Annotated in this window: 18 protein-coding genes; 6 read left to right on the top strand and 12 right to left on the bottom strand. The window is 64.3% G+C overall.

Annotated elements, in window-relative coordinates; translation table 11 throughout:
* Nucleotides 1–498 precede the first annotated feature (498 nt).
* The 5 genes from JW929_04225 to JW929_04245 all read right to left on the bottom strand — a co-directional run bounded on the left by JW929_04225 (nucleotide 499) and on the right by JW929_04245 (nucleotide 5877).
* Complete coding sequence (locus tag JW929_04225) at nucleotides 499–1197, bottom strand: LysM peptidoglycan-binding domain-containing protein (GenBank protein ID MBN1438596.1); 699 nt, start codon at nucleotides 1195–1197, stop codon at nucleotides 499–501.
* Nucleotides 1198–1848: 651 nt separating this feature from the next.
* A complete protein-coding gene (locus JW929_04230) occupies nucleotides 1849–3009 on the bottom strand; it encodes a thiolase domain-containing protein (GenBank protein ID MBN1438597.1) in 1161 nt (386 codons plus the stop codon).
* Nucleotides 3010–3012: 3 nt separating this feature from the next.
* Nucleotides 3013–3414 (bottom strand): Zn-ribbon domain-containing OB-fold protein, encoded by a 402-nt coding sequence (locus tag JW929_04235; protein MBN1438598.1) that lies wholly within the window; start codon nucleotides 3412–3414, stop codon nucleotides 3013–3015.
* Nucleotides 3415–3503: 89 nt separating this feature from the next.
* The gene (locus tag JW929_04240) at nucleotides 3504–4547 is read right to left on the bottom strand and encodes a hydroxymethylglutaryl-CoA synthase (GenBank protein ID MBN1438599.1); all 1044 of its coding nucleotides are present in this window, start codon (nucleotides 4545–4547) and stop codon (nucleotides 3504–3506) included.
* Between the two features lie 52 nt (nucleotides 4548–4599).
* Nucleotides 4600–5877: a hydroxymethylglutaryl-CoA reductase, degradative gene (locus tag JW929_04245; GenBank protein ID MBN1438600.1), complete on the bottom strand. Its 1278-nt coding sequence runs from the start codon at nucleotides 5875–5877 to the stop codon at nucleotides 4600–4602.
* Nucleotides 5878–6091: 214 nt separating this feature from the next.
* Between JW929_04245 and JW929_04250 the strand changes: the two genes are divergently transcribed.
* Genes JW929_04250 through JW929_04265 form a run of 4 tightly spaced genes read left to right on the top strand, consistent with a single transcriptional unit; the run spans nucleotide 6092 to nucleotide 11450 of the window.
* On the top strand, nucleotides 6092–6589 hold the full coding sequence (locus JW929_04250; protein MBN1438601.1) for a hypothetical protein: 498 nt from the start codon (nucleotides 6092–6094) through the stop codon (nucleotides 6587–6589).
* Complete coding sequence (locus tag JW929_04255; protein ID MBN1438602.1) at nucleotides 6586–7188, top strand: archaeosortase/exosortase family protein; 603 nt, start codon at nucleotides 6586–6588, stop codon at nucleotides 7186–7188. The genes JW929_04250 and JW929_04255 overlap by 4 nt, the downstream gene beginning before the upstream one ends.
* Nucleotides 7189–7201: 13 nt before the next feature.
* The gene (locus JW929_04260; protein MBN1438603.1) at nucleotides 7202–8650 is read left to right on the top strand and encodes a glycosyltransferase; all 1449 of its coding nucleotides are present in this window, start codon (nucleotides 7202–7204) and stop codon (nucleotides 8648–8650) included.
* Nucleotide 8651: 1 nt separating this feature from the next.
* Complete coding sequence (locus tag JW929_04265; protein MBN1438604.1) at nucleotides 8652–11450, top strand: hypothetical protein; 2799 nt, start codon at nucleotides 8652–8654, stop codon at nucleotides 11448–11450.
* A gap of 433 nt (nucleotides 11451–11883) precedes the next feature.
* Here the strand turns inward: JW929_04265 and JW929_04270 are convergent, their stop codons facing one another.
* Nucleotides 11884–12909 (bottom strand): hypothetical protein, encoded by a 1026-nt coding sequence (locus JW929_04270; GenBank protein MBN1438605.1) that lies wholly within the window; start codon nucleotides 12907–12909, stop codon nucleotides 11884–11886.
* Entirely contained in the window at nucleotides 12906–13460 is a 555-nt protein-coding gene (locus tag JW929_04275; GenBank protein ID MBN1438606.1) for a sigma-70 family RNA polymerase sigma factor, read from the bottom strand. The genes JW929_04270 and JW929_04275 overlap by 4 nt, the downstream gene beginning before the upstream one ends.
* A gap of 389 nt (nucleotides 13461–13849) precedes the next feature.
* On the opposite strand from JW929_04275, the gene JW929_04280 reads away from it, so the two are divergent.
* Nucleotides 13850–14323, top strand: a complete 474-nt coding sequence (locus JW929_04280; GenBank protein MBN1438607.1) for a hypothetical protein — start codon at nucleotides 13850–13852, stop codon at nucleotides 14321–14323.
* Nucleotides 14324–14351: 28 nt separating this feature from the next.
* Nucleotides 14352–15110 carry a hypothetical protein gene (locus JW929_04285; protein MBN1438608.1) on the top strand — a complete coding sequence of 253 codons (759 nt, stop codon included), beginning with the start codon at nucleotides 14352–14354 and terminating at the stop codon, nucleotides 15108–15110.
* A 91-nt stretch (nucleotides 15111–15201) separates the two neighbouring features.
* Here JW929_04285 and JW929_04290 read toward each other — a convergent pair whose 3' ends face one another.
* The 5 genes from JW929_04290 to JW929_04310 form a co-directional block, all read right to left on the bottom strand.
* Nucleotides 15202–15651 (bottom strand): Hsp20/alpha crystallin family protein, encoded by a 450-nt coding sequence (locus JW929_04290; GenBank protein MBN1438609.1) that lies wholly within the window; start codon nucleotides 15649–15651, stop codon nucleotides 15202–15204.
* 222 nt (nucleotides 15652–15873) lie between these two features.
* Complete coding sequence (locus JW929_04295) at nucleotides 15874–17046, bottom strand: MFS transporter (protein MBN1438610.1); 1173 nt, start codon at nucleotides 17044–17046, stop codon at nucleotides 15874–15876.
* 142 nt (nucleotides 17047–17188) lie between these two features.
* Complete coding sequence (locus JW929_04300; protein MBN1438611.1) at nucleotides 17189–18514, bottom strand: glycoside hydrolase family 1 protein; 1326 nt, start codon at nucleotides 18512–18514, stop codon at nucleotides 17189–17191.
* Nucleotides 18515–18544: 30 nt separating this feature from the next.
* Nucleotides 18545–19285, bottom strand: a complete 741-nt coding sequence (locus JW929_04305) for a GNAT family N-acetyltransferase (protein ID MBN1438612.1) — start codon at nucleotides 19283–19285, stop codon at nucleotides 18545–18547.
* A complete protein-coding gene (locus JW929_04310; GenBank protein MBN1438613.1) occupies nucleotides 19282–19944 on the bottom strand; it encodes a 1-acyl-sn-glycerol-3-phosphate acyltransferase in 663 nt (220 codons plus the stop codon). The genes JW929_04305 and JW929_04310 overlap by 4 nt, the downstream gene beginning before the upstream one ends.
* Between the last annotated feature and the right edge of the window lie 3 nt (nucleotides 19945–19947).

The raw sequence follows: 19947 nt of genomic DNA on the forward strand, positions 1-19947 counted from the left end.
ACTCCGGAATGGGTGGCCGGATAACTCCGGAATCACCGGCCGGATAACTCCGAAACGGGCGGCCGGATTAGGCCGGAAAATGCACCCTGCCTCCCGTCACCGTCCCGCACTCCGCGCGGGACGGTGACGGGAGCATTATCCCAGCCCTATTTTCGATGTTATTGGATTCGAATTAATCCTATTCTTCTTCCCCCGGTTTGGGGATATGAAACCTGTCCCGTTGGGTTTTCCGGGAAAGGGGCACAGCGGGCGGAGGAGGGGGCAAGGACGTGGATTCCGGCGATTCATCAATCGCCTTGCACGGAGCCGCTGAGCCGTTGGGAAATGAATTCCCGCACGGAACACGGAGCGCAACCCCGGCCTCGCAACGGGGTGCCGGGGCGCCCAAGAGCGTCGCGGCCTGCCCCGTACTGCGGGGTCAGGCCCGGGATTTTCATCATCCCGCAAAAGCAGGATACAAAAAGCGGCTTGCGCCGCTTTTTGTGTCTTTCAGAGATATCAAGGTATGATGATCCTTTGTCCGATCGCCAGGGTGTAGGGTTCTTTCAAGCCGTTGGCGGCGATGATCCGGTTCGGATCCACGTCCCCGTAGTAGCAACCGATCTTCCACACCGTGTCGTAGGGGTTTTGGACGGTGTGGGCCATGTTCGGCGAATGCGGAACGAGCGCCCGCTCGCCCGGGAATGGATCCCCGTCCTGCGGGATCTTGATCACGTCGTCCGGGTACACCTCCTCAACCCCGTTGTTGGCCGCGATGATGTCGACCGGGTCGATGTCGAACCTACGGCCGAGGCACCAGATCGTTTCGCCCTCATGGATCTTGTACGTCGCCGGCAAGCCCGGTGTGGAGGTCGCGGCGATACCGGCCGTGGGCGCCTGGGTCACTACGGTCGGCGTGGCGGCCGGAGTATTCCCGCCGCCGGAGGGTGATTCTTCCGTGGGGGTTACGGCGACGGTCGAGTAGGAGGTGGTGTTCGTCGGCCCGCCGTAAGGAGTCCCGCTCATGCCTTGGGCTTGCGCGGTCTGTTGGATGAACGCGGTGCGCAGGGCATTCATCGTTGCGACGGAATTGGTGGAAAGCGCGGAGGCGCCATCCGATTTGGGGGAACCCGTCGGCGGATTGCTGTAAGAAACCGTGCATCCGACCAGGAAAACGGCTATCGCCGGAACACACCAGAGTTGCCTTGTGGGTGACATTTTCCCTCCAAAAAAGCCTTAAAAATCAGATGCTATCCTAGCATAAAGAAAGTATGCATGCAATCATCGGTGCAAATACCATGCCAATCCAAATAGGAGTTCTCCCGTCCAGGACCGACGCGGGTCCCCCCGCCGAGTGGATTGCTTTTTTTTCTGCGCCTTTTTCTGCGGGTCGGGTTTTGCCCTCACAGGGATGAGAAGCGACTTGGAATAATGTGAAAACCAACTTGCGGCGGGGGGTGTATTTCGATATTGCATGGCAGACCGCTACACAGCTCCCACACCGCCGGCTTGATGGACGCTAATCCCCGCGATCCCCAGCTCTCCCTGCCGACAGCACACATCCAGACGACCCCCTTGCAGGTGTTCTCCGATTCTTCGCCGGTGGATGAGTGTGCCGCAAGGAGCACATCGGGCACAAAGGATTCCCAGGAGTTGTCTTTGTGCCCGATGTGCGCTTTGTGGCTAATATCGGCCACCCCGCCGAGGGAGTTGCGAAAATGGGCGCAAGGCGGAAATCGGCGGGTTTCAATATCAGGAGGGCGAGCATGATAGACGGGCCGGATGCCCTCTCCGGCGTTCCTTCTGCTTTTTCGACCGAGGTGGCTGGTTAATTATTCTCAGGATGATCCACGCCCAGTGGAGAAGACCCTATATTTTTTTTCTTTGCAGAATGTGGGTGTAAATCGACGCGCCGGAGCCGCCGATGTTCTGCGTCAATGCGGTCCGCGCCTTCGCCAGTTGGTTCCCGCCCGCTTCGCCCCGCAGTTGCTGCGCCGCTTCGACGATCTGATACATCCCGGTCGCGCCGACCGGATGGCCGCGCGCCTTCAGCCCGCCCTGGGTGCACACCGGAAGCCTTCCGTCCAGACGGATCGCGCCCTCCAGCGCCAGCCGCGGCCCCTGCCCGCGTTCGGCGAAGCCGCAGGCTTCGAGCGAAAGCGCCGCCAAAATGCTGAAGGCGTCGTGCAACTCGAAGAAATCGATTTGTTCCGGACCCACGCCCGCCTGGGCATAGGCCCGTTTGGCTCCGAGGTGGGCCGCCGAGAGGAACAACGGATCCTTGCGGTCGTGGACGGCCACCGAATCGGAGGCCGCGGCGGATCCGGCGACGACGACCCGCGGGCGCGGGCCGCTCGGGGCCTTCTCCACCGGCAGCAGCAGCGCGGCGGCCGCCCCGTCGCCGATCGGCGAGGCGTCCAACAGGTTGATCGGCTCACAGATCATCCGCGCCCGGACGTAATCGCGCTCGGTGATCGGTTGACGCAGCCTGGCGTGCGGATTGCGTGCCCCGTTGGCGTGCGCGTTGATCGAGAACTCCCCGAAGTCGGTGTGCTTCCATCCGAATTCGTGCAGATAGCGGCGCATGATCAGCGCGTTCAAGCCGACGAAGGAGATCCCCTGCACGCCTTCGTAATCGGCGTCGGCGGCGGAGACCAGCGCGGCGGTGGTTTCCGGTCCCGAGGTTTCGGTCATCTTCTCCACGCCGATCGCCAGCACCGCGTCCAGCGCGCCCGAAGCCACGGCCAGGAACGCCGCCCGGAAGGCCGCCGCGCCCGAGGCGCAGGCCGCCTCCACCTTGTACCCTTCCGCGCCCCGCTGGCCGATCCAATCCGCGGTCAAGGCGCCCAGGTTTTCCTGGCGGGCGATCTGCCCCGAAAGCATGTTGCCGACGAAGACCGCGTCGATCCGCTCCACGCCGGCATCGCGCATCGCCGCCAGCCCCGCCTCGGCGGCGAGGTCGCGCAGCGACCGCTCCCAATGCTCTTCGACCGGGGTTTGCCCGATCCCCTGGATGACGACTTCGCGCATCGGCTAGGGCGTGGTTAGCTGGGGCCGGAATTTGTATCCGTACTGGATCAGGCCGTCCTCGCCGTCGGTCCGCAACCGGCGCGTGACCATCTCGACCGGCATGCCGATCTTGATCTCGGCGGCATCGATATCCGTGAGCTGGGCGGTGATCAGCGGGCCTTCGGCCAACCGGACCAGCGCGACGGCGTACGGAGCCTGGGCTTCGTACCCGGTCGGCGGCTCATGAACAACGGTGAAGGAATACACCTCCCCCTTGCCGCTCATCCGCCGCACCGGTCCCGCCTCCTCTCCGCAATGCGGGCAGATGTCGCGCGGCGGAAAGATGTATTCCCCGCAATGGCGGCATTGCTCACCCTCGAGGGCGTAGCGCTGCCGGCGCAGTCTCCAATGTCTGGCGATGTCCATGGATCGATTCCTTTCCGGTTATCGCCCACCCCCCTGTGGTCCCCCCATTCCTTCGGAATGGGGGGACGTGCACTTGGGGGGGGCGGGGTCTACAGTCTGAGTTTCCCCCGGTAGCGCACGTACACACCGTAATCGATCTCCTTGCGGCGGGCGATGTAATCCGCCGTTTTCGGCGCGCGCGCCTGGCGCGGGGTCAATTGGTCGGCGGCGGTGATCCAGAAGGCGTCCGATCCCGCGCCCGAACCGAACGAAACGACGAAGATCCGGTCCCCCGGAGCCGCCTGATCGAGCACGGCGGTCAATCCGATCAAGGCCGAGCCGGCGTAGGTGTTTCCGATCTGCGGAGCCAGGAGTCCCGCCTGGATCTGGTCCTTTGTGAATCCGAGGATCTCCGCCGCCCTCTGCGGGAACTTCGGATTCGGTTGATGAAAGACGGCGAAGCGGAAATCCGCCGGCTGCATCCCGGTGGCTTCCAACAGCGCCCGCCCCGCGCCCGTCACATGGCGGAAATACGCCGGCTCGCCGGTGAAGCGCTGGCCGTGGGAAGGGTATTTCTGAAGGTCGCGGCGCCAAAAATCCGGCGTGTCGCTGACGCAGGAGTAGGACGCTTCGAAGACCGCCAGCGAATCCTCCGCCGGGCCGATCAGGAACGCGCCCCCGCCCGCGCCGGCGGTGTATTCCAGCACGTCGCCCGGCCGGCTCTGGGCCGTGTCCATTCCGACCGCCAGCGCGTAGCGCAGCATCCCGGATCCGACCATGCCGATCGCGGCCTGGACCGCTTCGGTTCCGGCTTTGCAGGCGAATTCCCAATCGGCGGCGAGCAGATGGGGCGACGCGCCGATCGCCTCGCCGACGACCGAGGAGGATGGCTTGACCGCGTAGGGATGGGATTCCGAGCCGACCCACACCGCGCCGATCTGCGCCGGATCCAGGTCCGCGCGCGCAAGCGCGTTGCGCGCGGCCTCGATCGCCATGGTGATCACATCTTCGTCCAGGCCGGGGACGGACTTCTCGGCCACCAGCGGCGGCGTGTTGCCCTCGGTCCACACGCGCGAAATTTCTTTGCCCGGCAGGCGGTAGCGCGGCACATAGGCGCCGTACCCGACGATGCCCACGCCGCGGGCCGGCTTCATGGCCGGAGCCGATACCTGCGCCTTGGTCGTCCCGGGTTCGGCCGTCAACCGATCACCGCCCTTGCCTAACCAATTCTTCCGCGCGGTCGGTGCGGATCGCGTTCTCCGCCACCAACTGCTCGGCGATCCGTTCGGCCGCGTTCCCTTCCGCGCCCGCCGCGATTGCGAGCTGGCGCGCGTGCAGGCGCATGTGGCCGCGCTGGATTCCCTCGGTGGCCAGGGCGCGCATCGCCGCCAAGTTCTGGGCCAACCCCACCGCGGCGATCACTTCCGCCAATTCGCGCGCGGTCCGGACTCCGAGGATGTTCAGGGCCGCCTTGGCGGCCGGATGCACGCGCGTGGCTCCGCCGACTATTCCCGCCGCGAGCGGCATCTCCAAATATCCCGCCAGCCGGCCTTCGCCGTCGCGCTCCCATTTCGAGAGCGGCGCGTACGTTCCGCCGCGGGCGGCGTAGGCGTGCGCCCCGGCTTCCACCGCCCGCCAATCGTTGCCGGTGGCGAGCACGACCGCGTCCACGCCGTTGAAAATTCCCTTGTTGTGGGTCGTTGCGCGGTGCGGATCCGCCGCGGCGAAGGCGTACGCCTCGAGGATTCCCTCGACCACCGTTTCGCCGCTCCAGCCTTCGAACGCCAGCGCCTCCGCCGTGAGCGCGCACCGGGCGCGCGCCAGCCGCCGGTCCGCCAGGTTCGAGAGGATCCGCAGGCGCACCCGCCCGCCCGAGATCCGCGCAACCGTCGGCGCGATCCGCTCACAGGCGGTGTTGACCGCGTTGGCGCCCATCGCGTCGCGCACGTCGAGGATCAGGTGCAGGACGAGGAACGGGCCGCAGGGCGAGTCGGTCACCCGCCGGACTTCCATCCCGCGCGGTCCGCCGCCCGCGCGCCGCAGCGGCGGATCCGCTTCGCCGGCTTCGGCCAGGATTTCCTCCCGGTGCGCCAGCAGGGCCTTCTCCGCCGCGGCCGGATCCTTCACGTCCATAATCTGAATCTGTCCGATCATCCGCGGTTCGTCGGCTTCGGCGGCGAAGCCGCCGCACTCCCGGACCAGACGGGCCATAAAAGAAGCGCCCGCCACGATCGAGGGCTCCTCGACCGCCATCGGAACCAGCACCTCGCGGCCGTTGACGACGAAATTCGTGGCGATCCCCAATGGCAGGGCATACACGCCAATTACGTTTTCGATCATCCGGTCGGCAAGCGCCGGATTTATCCCGCCCCGGTCCAGGATTTCCGAATCGGATTCTTTCAGCCGGGACCGCTCGATCAGATCCCGCCGCCGGTCGTTTATGCTTTTTTTATGAAAATCCGGGATTCGCGAAGAATGCGCCATGGCGGGCAGAGAATACCCTCCCCATGCTTTCAAGGACTATCAAGGTTTTTCCATGCCGAATGGATAGGATTTGAGAGTTTTTCCGACTTGAACATTTGTACTTATGGAAAATTTACGTTGTTTTTCGGGCCTCTCTGTTAAAATTTTCTACGGAAACGGCTTGACTTTACGCTTGCCAATCCAGTGTACTCCCAAGCCCTTCCCCAAGGAAAAAATGCGAAAGCGGATCGCCGTTGCGGCTGTTGTTTCACTTCTCCTGGGGCTTGTTCCCTTCCCGGCCCTCGCCACGGGGTACATCTTCACCTTAAACGCCTGGGGCGGATGGGCGCCGGATACTCCCGTCACCGTCCAATCCACGATCTACACCGACGATAATCTCGGCCCGTCCAACCTGCATTACACGATCTCGCTGGGGAGCACCATCTACGCCACCCACACAACCAACCTTCCACGGATGAATCGATACGAGACTCGCAACGATCAATGGGAGACGGTGAATTCCGGCTGGCCCGAGGGGGATTACACCATCACCGTTTGCTGGAGCACCGGCAACGCCACCAACTGCAACATCGCCGGCCCGCTGTCGACGGTTCGCCATTTCGTTCCCACGCTGGGCTGGGGCCTGACGGCCGCCGCGTTGGGAATTCTGCTGGCCGGATTGTGGCATAGGCGGAAGGAATTCGAGCCCGCCGCGGAAAGGATCCGGCCGTGAGCACCGCCGCGCTCTCGGTTTTCTGCGCGGTTTATTTTGCCGGCCTGGTCTTGCTCCGTAAAGCGCGCGTCGGATTGTTTGCCTACCTGTGGGATTCCTTCGGCCTGGCGGCGATCCTGATTTTCGCCGGGCAGATCGGCGGCTGGAACGCGCCCCTGGGGGCCTTCCAAGCCTGGATCGTGGCCCTGGTCGGCAACCTCTTCGGCGCCGGACTGCAAATCGTGCCGGACGGCGGACTGGTGGTTCCGGATCCCACCGGCTGGTCGATCCTCCAGGTGGGGATCGAATGCTCGGCGCTGATTGAGATCTCGATCTTCGCCGGGTTGATCCTGTTCTACCCGCGGCTGCCGGCCGGCGAGCGGCTGGGCCGCCTCGGAGCCGGCGTCGCGGCCACGCTGGCCGTCAACCTGGTCCGCCTGGCGGTCATCGCCGCGCTGGTGGCGGCCTTCGGCAAGCCGGTCACGCCGCTGGCGCACGCCGTCGTCGGCCGGCTGGTGTTCTTCGCCGGCATCCTCTACCTTTATTGGCGGATGCTGACCCTGCCGACGCTGAAGATGGTGCGGCGGGAGCTGGAAGTGACCCAACGCAACGCGCGCTGAGGGCAAGGAAGGCATGAACGCATTCGGATTGGATTTCCTGATCATGTGGGGGGTGTGGATCATCATCCCGCTGGCGGCCGACATCTCCCAGGCGCTGTGGGATTCGTTCCTCGTCTGGCGCAACGGCCGGCTGGCCAAGCTGTTCCCGCCGCTGATGCAGACCCCGCTGCCGAAAATCTCGATCATCATCCCGGCCCACAACGAGCAGCTCAACATCGACCGCTGCATCACCTCGCTCAAAGCCCAGACCTACCCCCACGAGCGGATCGAGATCCTGATCGTCAACGACGGATCCACCGACCGCACCGAGGAGGTGGTCAACGGGCACATCCACGGCACGCCCCACTGGAACGGACACATCCGCCTCTACAACCGCGTCATCCCCGCCCACGAATTCGGCGGGGTGATGATGCTGCTGCGCGGAGAGCACACCGGCAAGCCGGCGGCGGTGAACCTGGGCCTGCGCCACGCCCGCGGCGACCTGATCTTCACCGTCGACTCCGACGCGGTCCTCGAGCCCGAAGCCCTCCAACAGGCGGTGATCGCCTTTCAACGGCGGCCCGACCTGGCGGCGGCCACGGCCCACCTGATCATCGACCGCGACCTGCTGGTGGAGAACGACGGCAACGGGCACATCCACCTCGACAGCGACGACCTGCCCCTTCCGAAGCGCCTTTCGTGGATGGAGCGGTTCCTCTCCACCGCCCAGTTCATCGAATACTTCCAATCCTTCCGGATCGGGCGCCACGCCGAAGCCATCCGCGACGAACTGTTCACCCTCTCGGGCGCCTGCGCCATCTACCGCCGCGATGCGCTGCACGCCATCCGCGGCTACCGCGGTCGGACCGTCTCGGAGGACACCGACGCCACCCTCACCCTCCAGCGCTTCCCGGGCAAGGTGACCTACCTGCCGCAGGTCCGCATCCACCTGGCGCCGACCGAGAGCTGGAAGGCGCTGTATTCCCAGCGGGTCCGCTGGCAGCGCGGCGAATTGGAGGCCCTGGCCGTGCATTACGACATGCTGGGCTCCCGCAAGCGCCTGTGGCGGATTGGGCTTCCGCGCCGGCTGCAGCGCGACCACACGATGGCCTTCCTGCGGCTGGTGTGGGCTTTCCTCCTGCCGATGTTTCCGCTCCTGGGATACAGCGTCGCGATGGTGGCGCAGGCGATGGCGCTGATCTACGGGATGTACATCCTGGCCGACGGGGTGCAGATCGCGGCAGCCTGGAGCATCTGCGCCCCCAGCGAGCGGCGGATCCTGCGGCAATCGATCGTCTACCTGCCTCTGCTGCCCCTGTACCGGATGGCAGTATACTTTTTCCGGATGAGCGGCAATCTGAAAACCCTCACCGAACCGCCGCGCTGGACGGCCTCCGCGGGATGGATCGACAAACTGCGGTTGCCCGGCGGCGGAAAATTCGCCGGGTGGCTGAGGACCCTCACGGAATTTTGGGCCGGATAGCATGAAGCCGAAACACCCCGTCCGCGACCAGGTGTTGCCGGTCCTCCTGGTCGTTTTTTTTCTGTCCTTCCTGCTGATCGCGGTTTGGTCGCCGGGCTCGTGGCGCGGCGCCGACACCTGGGGCCACCTCTACCGGGCGGAGTACCTCGCCGGCGAGATGCGGACCCAGGGTCCGGCCGCATACTTCCGCGCGGCCTGGATGCCGAATTGGTACATGGGGGATCCCTTCCTCACCTACTATCCACCGCTGACCACGCTGGTTCTGGCGCCGCTGGTTTTCCTCTTCGGCGACTCCGCAACCGCTTTGCGGATCTTGATTTCGGCATTCTTCCTCGGGTTTTCGGCGTTGACCTTCGTCTATTTAAGCCGGGCGTTCAACCGCTGGGCCGCCCTCCTCGGCACAGTCCTCGCCGCCTGCGCGCCGTATCAATTGCGCACCATCTACTACGAAGGCAACCTGCCGCGGATGCTCTCGCTGCTTGCCCTGCCGGCGATCGCGATCCTCACCGACCGCCTGCTGGTGGAGCGCGTCCGGCGCGTCCCCGTCATGATCCTGCTGGGGATCTGCTGGGCCTGGTCGATTCTCGCCCATCCCCAGCAGGCATTGATCTTCGCCCTCGGGTTGGGAATGTATCTGCTCCTGCGGCTGATCCTGGATCCGGAGGTTCCCGTCTACCATTTGGCGCATTGGACGGCGGCGGTCCTGCTGGGTGCGCTGTGGAGCGCTCCCTGGCTGCTGCCGGCCTACAGCCACGCAGAGCTTGCCAACATTCCGTACCTGCCGCTTGAAAAAATCCCCCTCTTTTCCGCGCACCTGGCGGGCTTTCTGCCGTTTCTGGATGCCGCCAAGGGGTACATTCTCTTTGGATTCGGCGCCCTGCTGATCGGCCTCTTGGCGATGTCCGTCCGGCCGGATCCGCGCCGGTCGGCATGGTACCTGGCGGGATGGATCGCGATCGCTTTTTCCTTCGGCCCCAAAGGCGTCTTCTTCAGCCTGCTTCCCCTGCAGAACCAGCTGCTCCCCGAGCGGTTCGTCAATTTCGCCGCGTTCGCGATTCCGCTCGCCGCCGCCGGATTGCTCCCCCTGGGGAGGAGCCTGCGGTGGATCCGCGGTCCGCTGTTGGTCATCCTGGTCGCCGCGGAATTGTTGCCCGCCGCGCGGCTCTTGCCCGGAGTGCCATATCCGCAGGAGCAGGCCGTGCTGGAAGCCGCCGCCGATCCCGGCGGCGGCCGCACGGCTTTGCTGACGTACCCCGAGCCGAACTCGCTTGAGGTGTATTTCTCCGGGAGAACTTCGGATCTGATCAACGGCTGGGCGCTGGAAAACACCCCCCATCACGTGGAATTGCGGCGCGTGCTCTCCGCGCCGGAATGGGGGCCGGAATATTTAACGGCGCTTTTCTCCAAGTGGGACGTTCGCACCGCGGTGATTTCCGGCGGCGGGGAGGCGGATCCCGCGCGCGCATCCGTCGCGGCGATGGGATTCGTCCGCATCACCACGCTCGGCCGCTACGATGTTTGGCGTTCGCCCGCGCCTTCGGCCAGGGTCCGGGTGATTCCGGAGCAAAGCATGTTGGTTGTCGGCGAGGGAGCGTCCCCCTTCCTGGCGGCTTTTCCCTTCGCCGAGGAGGCTTCGCCGGCGGAGTTCGCGGCCGGACAATCCCTTCGCCTGGGGGAATATCCCGTCATCGCCCTCTACCGGTTCGCCGCCAGCGCCACCGAAGTGAAAACCTTCGAGGACGACATTCGCAACTATCTTGATGCCGGCGGGACCGTTCTGGTGGATTTGAGCGGAATGGAGGACCTCTTCGGCCGGACTCTGGATATCTTCGGCGTGCACGCCTTCCGCCTGTCGTTCACCGGACGCATCCCCCTCCGTTGGGCGGACGAATCCTCGGGTCTGCCCGCTTCGCTTTCGCTGACCGGTCTGGACGAGGGCGGGTGGTCCGGCGCCGTGTACGAGGAGTTGGATTCGGTTCTGGCGTGGACCGATTGGGAGGGCGCCTCCTTCCCCGTCCTGGGCTGTAAAAATGTCGGAAGCGGCAAAGTGTGGTTCGTGGGGGTCAACCTTTTGTATTACTCGCAGCTTTCCGGTATGGATTCCCTCCGCGCCTATATCCGCAGCACCGTCCTCCACGGATCCGCGGTATCTACCGACCTGGAATGGCAGGCGGTGCAGGTCGCGGGGTACTCGGAATCCTCCGCCGGAATAAGCTTCGCCTACGACGCCGCCGACACCGCGAGCGCGCTGGTTTCGTATACCTATTCCCCCCGCTGGCGGGCGACGATCGACGGGATCGAAGTGCCGCTCGGCGTCCGGGACCATCTGATCCGGCTGACCCTGCCCGCCGGCACACATTTTGTGGAGATCCGCTACGATCCCTTCGGAACCGTCTGGCCGGGTTTGGGCTGGGCAGCTTGCGCCCTCGGAATCGCCGGCGCGGCGGCGTTCTGGGGATTCGAATTCCTGCGGCGCAACAGGGTGCCCGCCAAGCACGATTTTCTCGAGGTATTCCAAAAGCCGGACAGCCCCGACGGCGGTACCTACGCTCCCTGCGCCCATTGCGGCTTCCGCCTCGCGGAAAGCCGTCCCCCGACCCCGATCACCTATCCCTTCCACGCCTCGCACTGCCCGATCTGCGATTCGCGCATGGACGACGAAGGATTTGTCCCCGGAAAGGACCTTTCCCGCGAGGATAAGGCGCACGCCCTCCACCGCTGGCTGCGGGCCAACCGCTATGATCCGCGGACGATCCACACCAAATGGGGATTCTCCGTGGAGGAGTTTTTCCAGCGGTAGGCCGACACAGCCTCTCCGCAGGAAATCCCCGAGTTGCGCATAACCCGATTAGCCCGTTGTCTCCGTAAAAGCAAATAGCAGGCGGGCATGGATTGCGGTCGGCTGAAACCGGGGCGGGTTTTTTCTTCCGCTTCTGCTGGACGAGGAATACCCCGCAACCTGCCCCGCTTTCTCATCTGAAGCCGAGGAAAAAGCCGGGCAGGCCTCGCAGTTCTTGGGGGTTGCACTTCGCGATGAGGCTGTCTAAAAAGTAAATCAATGGTTTTTGTGAAAAAATCCCTGCCGGAGATAGTCCGTCATTCCCGCGCCGGCTCTCGGCTCATTCTTCGCCAGGGGGGGGCGGGAATCCATGGCTTCCATGGCTGGATACCCGCTACGAACACCCCGCTTCTCGGGGCAGGCGCGGGCATGACGATCCGGAGACAACCCTTGTTCATTTTTCAGGTTTAGGGGGTTTGGTCGCTTTAGGTTCTTCGGTCGGCTTGTCCGTCTTGGTCGGCTTGTCCGTCTTGGTCGGCTTGGGCGTCTTGGTCGGTTCGGGCGTGTCGGTGGGCTCCGCAGTACTCTTGACCGGCCGATCGGTTTTGGTCGCCTTCCTGGTAACGGAAGGTTTGGTTTTCCCGTCTTCGGCTTCGCCGGTCGATTTTTTCTGCTGGCCGGGCGGAAGCTGTTCCGGACCGTTGCCCTGTTTTAGGTCTTCCACAATATCGTTTGACTTCCGGGATTGTCCGACGGCTTGGTCCAACGCCGCCCGGGCCTGTTCGGGAATCCGATCGCTCAGCCCCGTGAGAACCTCGGTGTGGCGGGATAGCCGGGCTTGCAGAGCGTCCAGCCGGCCGGGATCGGAATCCGCGGGCAATTGTCCCAGAGCCGCATCCAGCCGTTCCAAGGTTCTGGAATATTCCTGTAACCCCACCGCCAGATCGTCCGCGCGCCCCGTGCGTACAAGTTCTTCGACCTCCGCCAGCCGCGTGTCGGCGTTTTTGGCCAGCAGGTCAACGTCTCCGGCGGGAGTGAAAGAGAAGAACAGCGATATTTCTTCGAAGCCCCGCTTTACCGAGAACAAGCCGTCGCCCGGGAGCGCTTGCGCCGATGCCGCGGACACCCCCCATCCCATCGCCAGAAACGCGGTGAGGACGGCTACGCCGGCCAAGACGGCCGAACGGACCCACCCTGCCCGCGGCAGGATCGTGCGGACGGCATTCCGCGCGGAGCGTTTGCGCGGCAAGGCCCGGATCCTCAGCCGCAGGCGCGCCTCCGACGCCTCCATAAATTCCGGCGAAGGCCCGCGCACCGAAATGCCGCGGCGGAGCCGCTCGGTGGCCTCCAGCAGAGGCCGGATTGCGTCCGCGTCTTCCGGATGCGCCGAAAGGGAATCCTCGATCGTCGCCCGCCGGTCCTGCAACCGCTGCAGGGCGGCGTCGAAAATTTCCGCTTGGCGGCGCTCGTCCGAGTTCATGCCGGCTCCTGAAGTCTTCCGCGGAGCGAGGCCAGCGCCCGATGCAGCAGGACGCGGGTCGCCCCTTCGGTGAGGTTCATCCATTTGGCGACAATCGCGGTCGGCATCGCCAGAATGATCCGCAGGATGATCACCTCGCGGTAGTTGGGGGGAAGGTCGTTCATCGCCCGGTGCAGGTCGGTCATGTTTTCGCTGCGGATGATCTGTTCGTCGAGAGGCCGCAGAGTCTCGGCCTTGGGTTCCGACCACTCCGCCGCCGCCTCCCCTTTGCTCTGTCTGTAATGGTCGATGAGCACGTTTTTCGTCACCTGATAGAGGAAAGCGGAGAACGGCCAGCCGCGTTCGCGGTAGGCGCCGAGGGCTTGGAACGCCCGGAAGAACACGTCCTCGGTCAGGTCTTCCGCTTCCTGGGAATCTCCGAGACGGAGCAGCAAGTAGCGGTAGATCGGATCCATATAGCGCCGGTAGAGGAGGCCGAACGCATCCGCATCCCCGCCTTGGGCCTGCGCCACCAGGATCGCATCACTCGGCTCGGATTTCGGTGTTTCCATCATGACAACGGATTCCCGTCAGGTTCGTTACAGTATATCGCGGGATCGTCTTCCACGGATTTCAACCGCTTCACCCTGCTCCATCCTTGCGGAATTCTGGTTTGCAAGAAAGGAATGTGCGATTTTCCATGCCGTCATCTTGATTAATCGGTTTTTCCGACCAGATCCAGCCGCTTCACCGTCGATTTCAGGACGATTGTAACGTATCCCACCGGGTAACGCCCGGCCGCTTATTACGTTTTCTCCTTCAGCCGTGGATTGAACCCGCCCGCGAAGGAGTTCTATGCCATTCCGGACCCCTTCGGAACGCATCGGCGGAGGGACCGCGGCGCCAGTAATGCAGAACTTCACCCTCCAGAGGATGACATTCTGCGACGGGGAATCAGGTCATGAGGCGGCATTCTTCCTCGGTTCGGATATTGCTGGTATTGCTCGCGGGGTGGGCGTTGACGGCCTGCGTCTGCAGTATCCATTCCGCCTTGCTCGACAAACCCACGACCGGCGGGAAGCCCGCGGCGGAAACCTCGCCCGCCGCCGCAACGAATACCCGCGCCCGGCTGGAAACCCGCTTGGGAGAGCCGTATCTGGTCGCGTCATTTCCTTCCGGCGCGGAAATCCGCCTGTTTTCTCCAGGGGAGGATGAAGTCGTCTCCGACCCGTGGGTCGACGTGATCGGCGCCGCCCCGGCCGAGACGGTGATAACCCTCAACGAGGAGATCGCCGTCGCCGGCGCGGACGGGATGTTTTCCGCCCGAGTCCCGCTGGAAGAAGGGCTGAACGAAATCCTATGCGTGGCGAGCGACCTGGAAGGCAATGAAGTCGCCTTCGCCGTCATCGTGGTGTACGAACCGGATACGGAATGATCCTGCAAACCGAAAGGAGTCTCATACGATGAAACCACTTACCGTCGCCTTTGCCTCCCTCCTCCTGCTTTCAGCCGTCTGGATTGAACCCGACGTTGCGCCGGGATCCCCGGCCGCCTACGCCGAATGGGCGAAGACGCGCACGCCGAAACCGACGAAAGACTCGGCCGCGAAAACCCCGAAGGACAAAAAGCCGTCAAAGACGCCCAAACCGGAAAGGGCGAATTTCTCCGGCGAAGTGGTGGCCGCCGGCGAAGGCGGTTTGACGATCAAGGACAAATCCGGAGCGGAGATCGCCTTCCGGGTAACCGAAGACACGACGGTGAAAATCCCATCCATGGGAAGAGAAGCGACCGTCGCCGATATCCAGATCGGAGCAAAAGTCCTCGTGCGGGCGCTTAAGGGTGATGACGGGACCTTGACCGCGGTGCAGATCTCGGTCTCCCCCGGCAAGCCGGCGCCGAAGCACCACGTCGGGGTGGTGACCGCCTACACGGAAGGCGAAAGCATCACCATCGAAGCCCGCGACGGCAACGAATACACCTTCCTCATCACCGCGGAGACCAAGATTCTGCCGGCGGAGCGCGCGGACGAGCTCGCCGTCGGGCGCCGCGTGACAATCATCTCCCCGCGCGACGTAACCGGCGGACCGTTCACGGCTCAGGGGATCGTCGTCCACCCCGCAGCGGAAGACGACGATACAGAAGGCACGCCGACCGCCACGCCCACCCCGACCGCAACGCCGACCGAGACGCCGACGCCGACCGAGACGCCGACCGGATCCTGACCCCGCTCCGTATCGCCGCGGAAACCCGCGGCGGTTCCTGGTTAAATAAAGAAGGACCGGAAATCCGGTCCTTCTTTATTTTCCATGTCGCTTATTTCTTTGCCTTGACGGTGATCGTCTTGGCCTTGGCTTCCTCGGCCTTTGGCAGGGTCAGGGTCAGCACGCCGTCTTCGAAATCCGCGGTGGATTTATCGGCGCTGACGTTGCTCGGGAGCGACACCGACCGGCTGAAGGACCCGCAACGCCGCTCGCGCAGGTGATAGGCCCGTTCCTTTTCTTCCTTTTCCTCCTTCACCTCGCCGCGGATGGTGAGCACCCCGTTGGCGACCGAGATCTGAATGTCCTCCGGTTTGACGCCCGGGAGGCCCATCTTGAGCACGATCTCGTCGGCGGTTTGGTACAGGTCCATGGTCGGGACCGACGCCACATCCCACAGCGCCTGCGAGAAGGGGCGGGTGAAGTTGTCGTCGAACAGACGATCCATCATGTCCCGCATGCCGCTTAGTTCACGAATGGGTTCCCAGCGGATAAGATTTGCCATAGTCCACCTCCGTATTCCCTTTACGGGTTTTGATACTTTTATTTTAGGAGGGGCGCATTAGAAGAGGGTAAGACCCGGATCAGAGGAATGTTAACGGGCTTGCGAGCCGTCCCCCATCGGCCGCTTCGTCCGGCGGCGTCCGCCAGAAAGCCGCCGAGTCGGCGCATGGGAGACGGCTTCCGGTTCTCTTTCCCCGGACCCGGGAAGGGTTCCTTCGGCCGATCAGGCCGGGACGGCTGCGGGCTTCCCTTTTTTCCCGAAAACGACAATTCCCAGAAACGCCAGAAACGTCAAGGCCGCGGCGGTCAGCACCAGCCGGGGCATCGCCGGCGCGCCCGCGGATTCCATGATCCAGCCGGTCAGCCCGGGCAGCACCATCCCGCCCAGGCTGTCGCCGAGGAGGATGAATCCGGTGATGCGCGCCGTCAGCCGCACGGATTGTCCGGCCAGGGTGAATCCGGTCGGCCAGACCGGCGCCATGCAGAACCCGGTTCCCGCGGCGGCGGTCCACAGCGCCGCGGGCGAGCCCGGGAATACGATCAGCAAGCCGAGGAACGCGGCGACCCCGGCCAGCGCGGCTGGAATAATCTGCGCCGGCCGGAACCGGACTGCGGCGGGGATCGAGAGCAGGCGTCCGACCGTGAAGGCCAGCCAGAAAACAGACGTGAGGTAAGCCGCGTGGGCGGCGTCTGCCAGATTCAGAGTCCGGGCATAGGTGAAGACCCATCCACCGAAGGTGATTTCGCCGCTGACGTAGAAGAACAGGAACAGCATGGCCGAGATCACCAGCGGGGCGACGGACCAGCCTCCGCCCGCCTCCGCCGCCGCCCCGGCGGCCTTCGGCTTCGGGGCTGGAGCGACGACCGTTCCTCCCATTACCAAAGCCACCAGCAGACCGACGACCGCCAGGATGTGGTAGGCCTCGGCGTAAACCCGTCCGGCGTCGATCAGCAGGCCGAACAGGAACGGGCTGAGGAACGCCCCCAACCCGAAGAAGAAATGCAACGCGTTGACGTAGGGGCCGGCCTTACCCTCGAAGGTCCAAAGCAGAAGCGTGTTGGCTCCGCAATGGACCGCTCCGCCCGCGATGCCCTTTACGACGATCAGGACCATCAAGACGCCGAACCACGGAATGTGCGGCGTGAGGAAAATCGACGCGGCGACGACGCACTGCCCGATCACGAGGATTCGCCGCCCGGGAATCCGGTCGAACAGCCAGCCGCCGAGCAGCGTCCCCAGAGAGACTCCGCCGGCGCCGACGATAAAAATGGTTCCCATCGCGGCCACTGTGCTTCCGGTCTGGGCGGCCAAGGCCGGAAGGGCCGGTCCGGTCAACGCCATATCCAGGCCGATGCAGATGAATAACGAAAAATAGCCGATCAACCTTCGTCCCATACTGTGGAGATTCCTTTCGACCCGTCGGATGAAATCAATGGAAGAATCCGTCCAGCTGAGTGAAGCGCCTTCTCTTGCATTCTTCCGATCCCCCGCTTCGCCCGGAAAGAATATTTCGGTGAAACCCGGATGGAATAGACCGCTACCCGGGGAAGAGACCGTCGAGGATCTCCGGCGCGTAGCGCCGGACCATGCCGCTGGTGACGCCGTTTTCCCGGCAGATCTCGTCGTACAGCTTCCCCGAAGCGCGCTGGGTGCGCGCTTGCGTCTTCGGATCCAGGGCCCACAATCCGAAACGCTGGGTCCAGCCCCGCTCCCATTCGAAATTGTCGACCAAGCTCCAGTGGTAGTAGCTGTGCACGGGCGCGCCGATGTTGACCGCCTTCCAGATCCGGTGAAGGTGCTGGATCAGATAGCGCGGCCGGATCTCGTCCGCGTCGTCCTCGATCCCGTTTTCGGTGATGTGGATCGGCAGGCCGAATCCTTCGGCCCAGCGAATGGCGCGGCTCATGCCTTCGGGGATGTTCGCGTTCCAGCCGATCTGGCTGAGATCGGCGCCCGGCGGATAAAACCGGCGGGCAAAAAGCTCGCCCGGCCGGCGCAGGTCGAACGACACGTCGTCGCAGGAATAATAATTCACCCCGATGTAATCTTGGGTCCGGGCGGCTTGGGGAATCCGCTCGCGGCCGAGCGGGAAGCGCAGCCGGCCGTCCTGCAGCGCAAACGGCATAAGGTCGTTGGAGATCCGCAGCTGCAACGCGGCCGCCAGACGGTCCAGGGGGCTGGCGGAGTGCGGGGTCATGGCCCGGTATTGGATCGCGATCCCCACCCGGGCCTGCGGCTGGATTTCGTGGATCGCGTGGTAGGCGGCGGCGTGCGCCAGGATCTGGTTGCGCATCACCCGCATCGCGGCGCCGGTGTTCTTCCGCCCCGGCGGGAAGGCGTCGCCGGCATAGGCGCAATACATGTAGACGTTCGGCTCGTTGATCGTGCACCACAAATCCACCAGGTCCTTCAGCGCCGCAACGGTCTTGCGCACGAAAAATTCGAACCGGGAGGCGACCGCCTCGTTTTCCCATCCGCCGCTCTCCGCCAGCCACAGCGGGTTGGTGAAGTGATGGAGGGTGACCATCGGTTCGATGCCGCGCGCGCGCATGCCGGCGATCATCTCACGGTAAAAATCCAGCTCCTGCCCGTCCCAGCGATCCGGTTCCGGTTCGATCCGGCTCCACTCGACGGAGAAGCGGTGGGCGGTTTGCCCGCCCGCGGCCGCCCGGTCCAGATCCTCCTTCCACCGGCCGCCCCGCCAATCGCAGGCCGCCCCGGAGCGGTCGCCGCGCAGTATGCGCCCCGGCTGCTCCTCCCAAGCCCACCAATCGTTGCGGGTGTTCCACCCTTCCACCTGATGGGCGGACGTGGCGGTTCCCCAGCGGAAACCTTTCGGAAAATGAAATTCGGCTTCGGCCATGCTGACCTCCCGATGGTCAATCCGGACGGACTACGGCGCGCCTTCCGAAATCGCCGCGACGGAACCGTAACAAAGAACTTCCCTCTCTCCGGTATCTTCGAATCCCAGGCTGCGGGCCAGATGCAGCGAGCCGGCGTTGCCTTCCTCGACCGCAAAAAGGATCCGCCTCTTCTCTTCCAGCAGCTGACGGCATAAGGCGGCGCACACGGATTTGCCGTACCCCCGTTCGCGGACCTGCGGATCGGCGTGGACGAAAACCTCCGCCCAGTCGGAGGATTGCCAATTCACGCCGGCCGCCGCCAACAGGCGGTCGTCGCGGCGGATCTCAAAGCGGGGCAGGCCGCCCGGGGATTCCGCGCGCCGCACGAAGATGTTCACCAGCGGTTCCAAACGCGCGGGATCCAGCCGGAACAACAGGATCTGCTGAATCTTCTCGGGCGTGATTCGCGGCAGAACCCATAGGCTGAGGGCTTCCGGGACCGAAAAGATCGCCGCCCGGGGGGCGGGAAACGCCGCCCGTAAAAGTTCGGAGATGGAGGCGGCGTCTTTCGCGCGGAGCGTAACCAGCGGACGGAAAAGATCCTGTCCGGTTTGCGCCCGCACGAGGAATCCGTCCAAGCCGCCGCCGGACGAGCGATGCGCCCAGAGGCGGGTTTTGGCGGCGGGGTGCAGCAGGGCGTAGTAGAGCGCCATCGCGTCCCCGGCGCGCCTCCCGTCCAACAGTCCGCTCAGGGTGCTTCGGGCATCGAGTGCCAGCGGCGCGACGCTCACCGTTCCGCCCTATCCAGCCAGGCTTTCAGCCGCGGATGATCGGCGTACACTCCGCGGTAACGCGGGGGTAGCAGGGCGGCGATGGCGCACATCAGATCGTCCGTCGCCGTATCCAACTCCGCGGCTTTGGCCCGTGGATTCACCTCCAGACGGTGCGGCTGTCCGATCCGCATGAACACCGATCCGCGGCGCAGGTGAAGCAGGTCGCTGACGAACATCTCGGTCCCCCAGATGGCCACCGGCAAAACCGGGACTCCCGAGCGGCTCGCCAGAAGCGCGGCGCCGCCCCGGCCGGGGAGCAGGGCATGAGTCTCGCGACTGCGCGTCCCTTCCGGCGCGACGCCGAGCGCCCCGCCGTTTTTCAGAAAGTGAATCGCCTGACGCAGGGCTTCGCGGTCCGCCTCGAATTGGCGGACCCAGATGCAGCCCATCGTCTCAAATAGCACCCGCAGAAACGGGTTTTTTCGGTATTTTCTGGCGGCGAAGACGCCCATCCGGCGCGGGATCGCCGCCAGGACGAAGGGCGTGTCGATCTGGCTCAAGTGATTGGGTGTCAGCAGGAACGGGCCTTCGGGGGGGACGTTCTCGACCCCGATGACGGTCGCCTTCGAGACCGCATGCAGCAGAATGCTCACCACCTTGCGCACGAAAAAATACATTCG

It is taken from the genome of Anaerolineales bacterium (assembly GCA_016928575.1).
Classification (GTDB): Bacteria; Chloroflexota; Anaerolineae; order Anaerolineales; family RBG-16-64-43; genus JAFGKK01.

Coding starts and splice junctions, on each gene's coding strand:
- JW929_04225 (MBN1438596.1), bottom strand. CDS start 1,197: ATGTCACCCACAAGGCAACTCTGGTGTGTTCCGGCGATAGCCGTTTTC.
- JW929_04230 (MBN1438597.1), bottom strand. CDS start 3,009: ATGCGCGAAGTCGTCATCCAGGGGATCGGGCAAACCCCGGTCGAAGAG.
- JW929_04235 (MBN1438598.1), bottom strand. CDS start 3,414: ATGGACATCGCCAGACATTGGAGACTGCGCCGGCAGCGCTACGCCCTC.
- JW929_04240 (MBN1438599.1), bottom strand. CDS start 4,547: ATGAAGCCGGCCCGCGGCGTGGGCATCGTCGGGTACGGCGCCTATGTG.
- JW929_04245 (MBN1438600.1), bottom strand. CDS start 5,877: ATGGCGCATTCTTCGCGAATCCCGGATTTTCATAAAAAAAGCATAAAC.
- JW929_04250 (MBN1438601.1), top strand. CDS start 6,092: ATGCGAAAGCGGATCGCCGTTGCGGCTGTTGTTTCACTTCTCCTGGGG.
- JW929_04260 (MBN1438603.1), top strand. CDS start 7,202: ATGAACGCATTCGGATTGGATTTCCTGATCATGTGGGGGGTGTGGATC.
- JW929_04265 (MBN1438604.1), top strand. CDS start 8,652: ATGAAGCCGAAACACCCCGTCCGCGACCAGGTGTTGCCGGTCCTCCTG.
- JW929_04270 (MBN1438605.1), bottom strand. CDS start 12,909: ATGAACTCGGACGAGCGCCGCCAAGCGGAAATTTTCGACGCCGCCCTG.
- JW929_04275 (MBN1438606.1), bottom strand. CDS start 13,460: ATGGAAACACCGAAATCCGAGCCGAGTGATGCGATCCTGGTGGCGCAG.
- JW929_04280 (MBN1438607.1), top strand. CDS start 13,850: ATGAGGCGGCATTCTTCCTCGGTTCGGATATTGCTGGTATTGCTCGCG.
- JW929_04285 (MBN1438608.1), top strand. CDS start 14,352: ATGAAACCACTTACCGTCGCCTTTGCCTCCCTCCTCCTGCTTTCAGCC.
- JW929_04290 (MBN1438609.1), bottom strand. CDS start 15,651: ATGGCAAATCTTATCCGCTGGGAACCCATTCGTGAACTAAGCGGCATG.
- JW929_04295 (MBN1438610.1), bottom strand. CDS start 17,046: ATGGGACGAAGGTTGATCGGCTATTTTTCGTTATTCATCTGCATCGGC.
- JW929_04300 (MBN1438611.1), bottom strand. CDS start 18,514: ATGGCCGAAGCCGAATTTCATTTTCCGAAAGGTTTCCGCTGGGGAACC.
- JW929_04310 (MBN1438613.1), bottom strand. CDS start 19,944: ATGTATTTTTTCGTGCGCAAGGTGGTGAGCATTCTGCTGCATGCGGTC.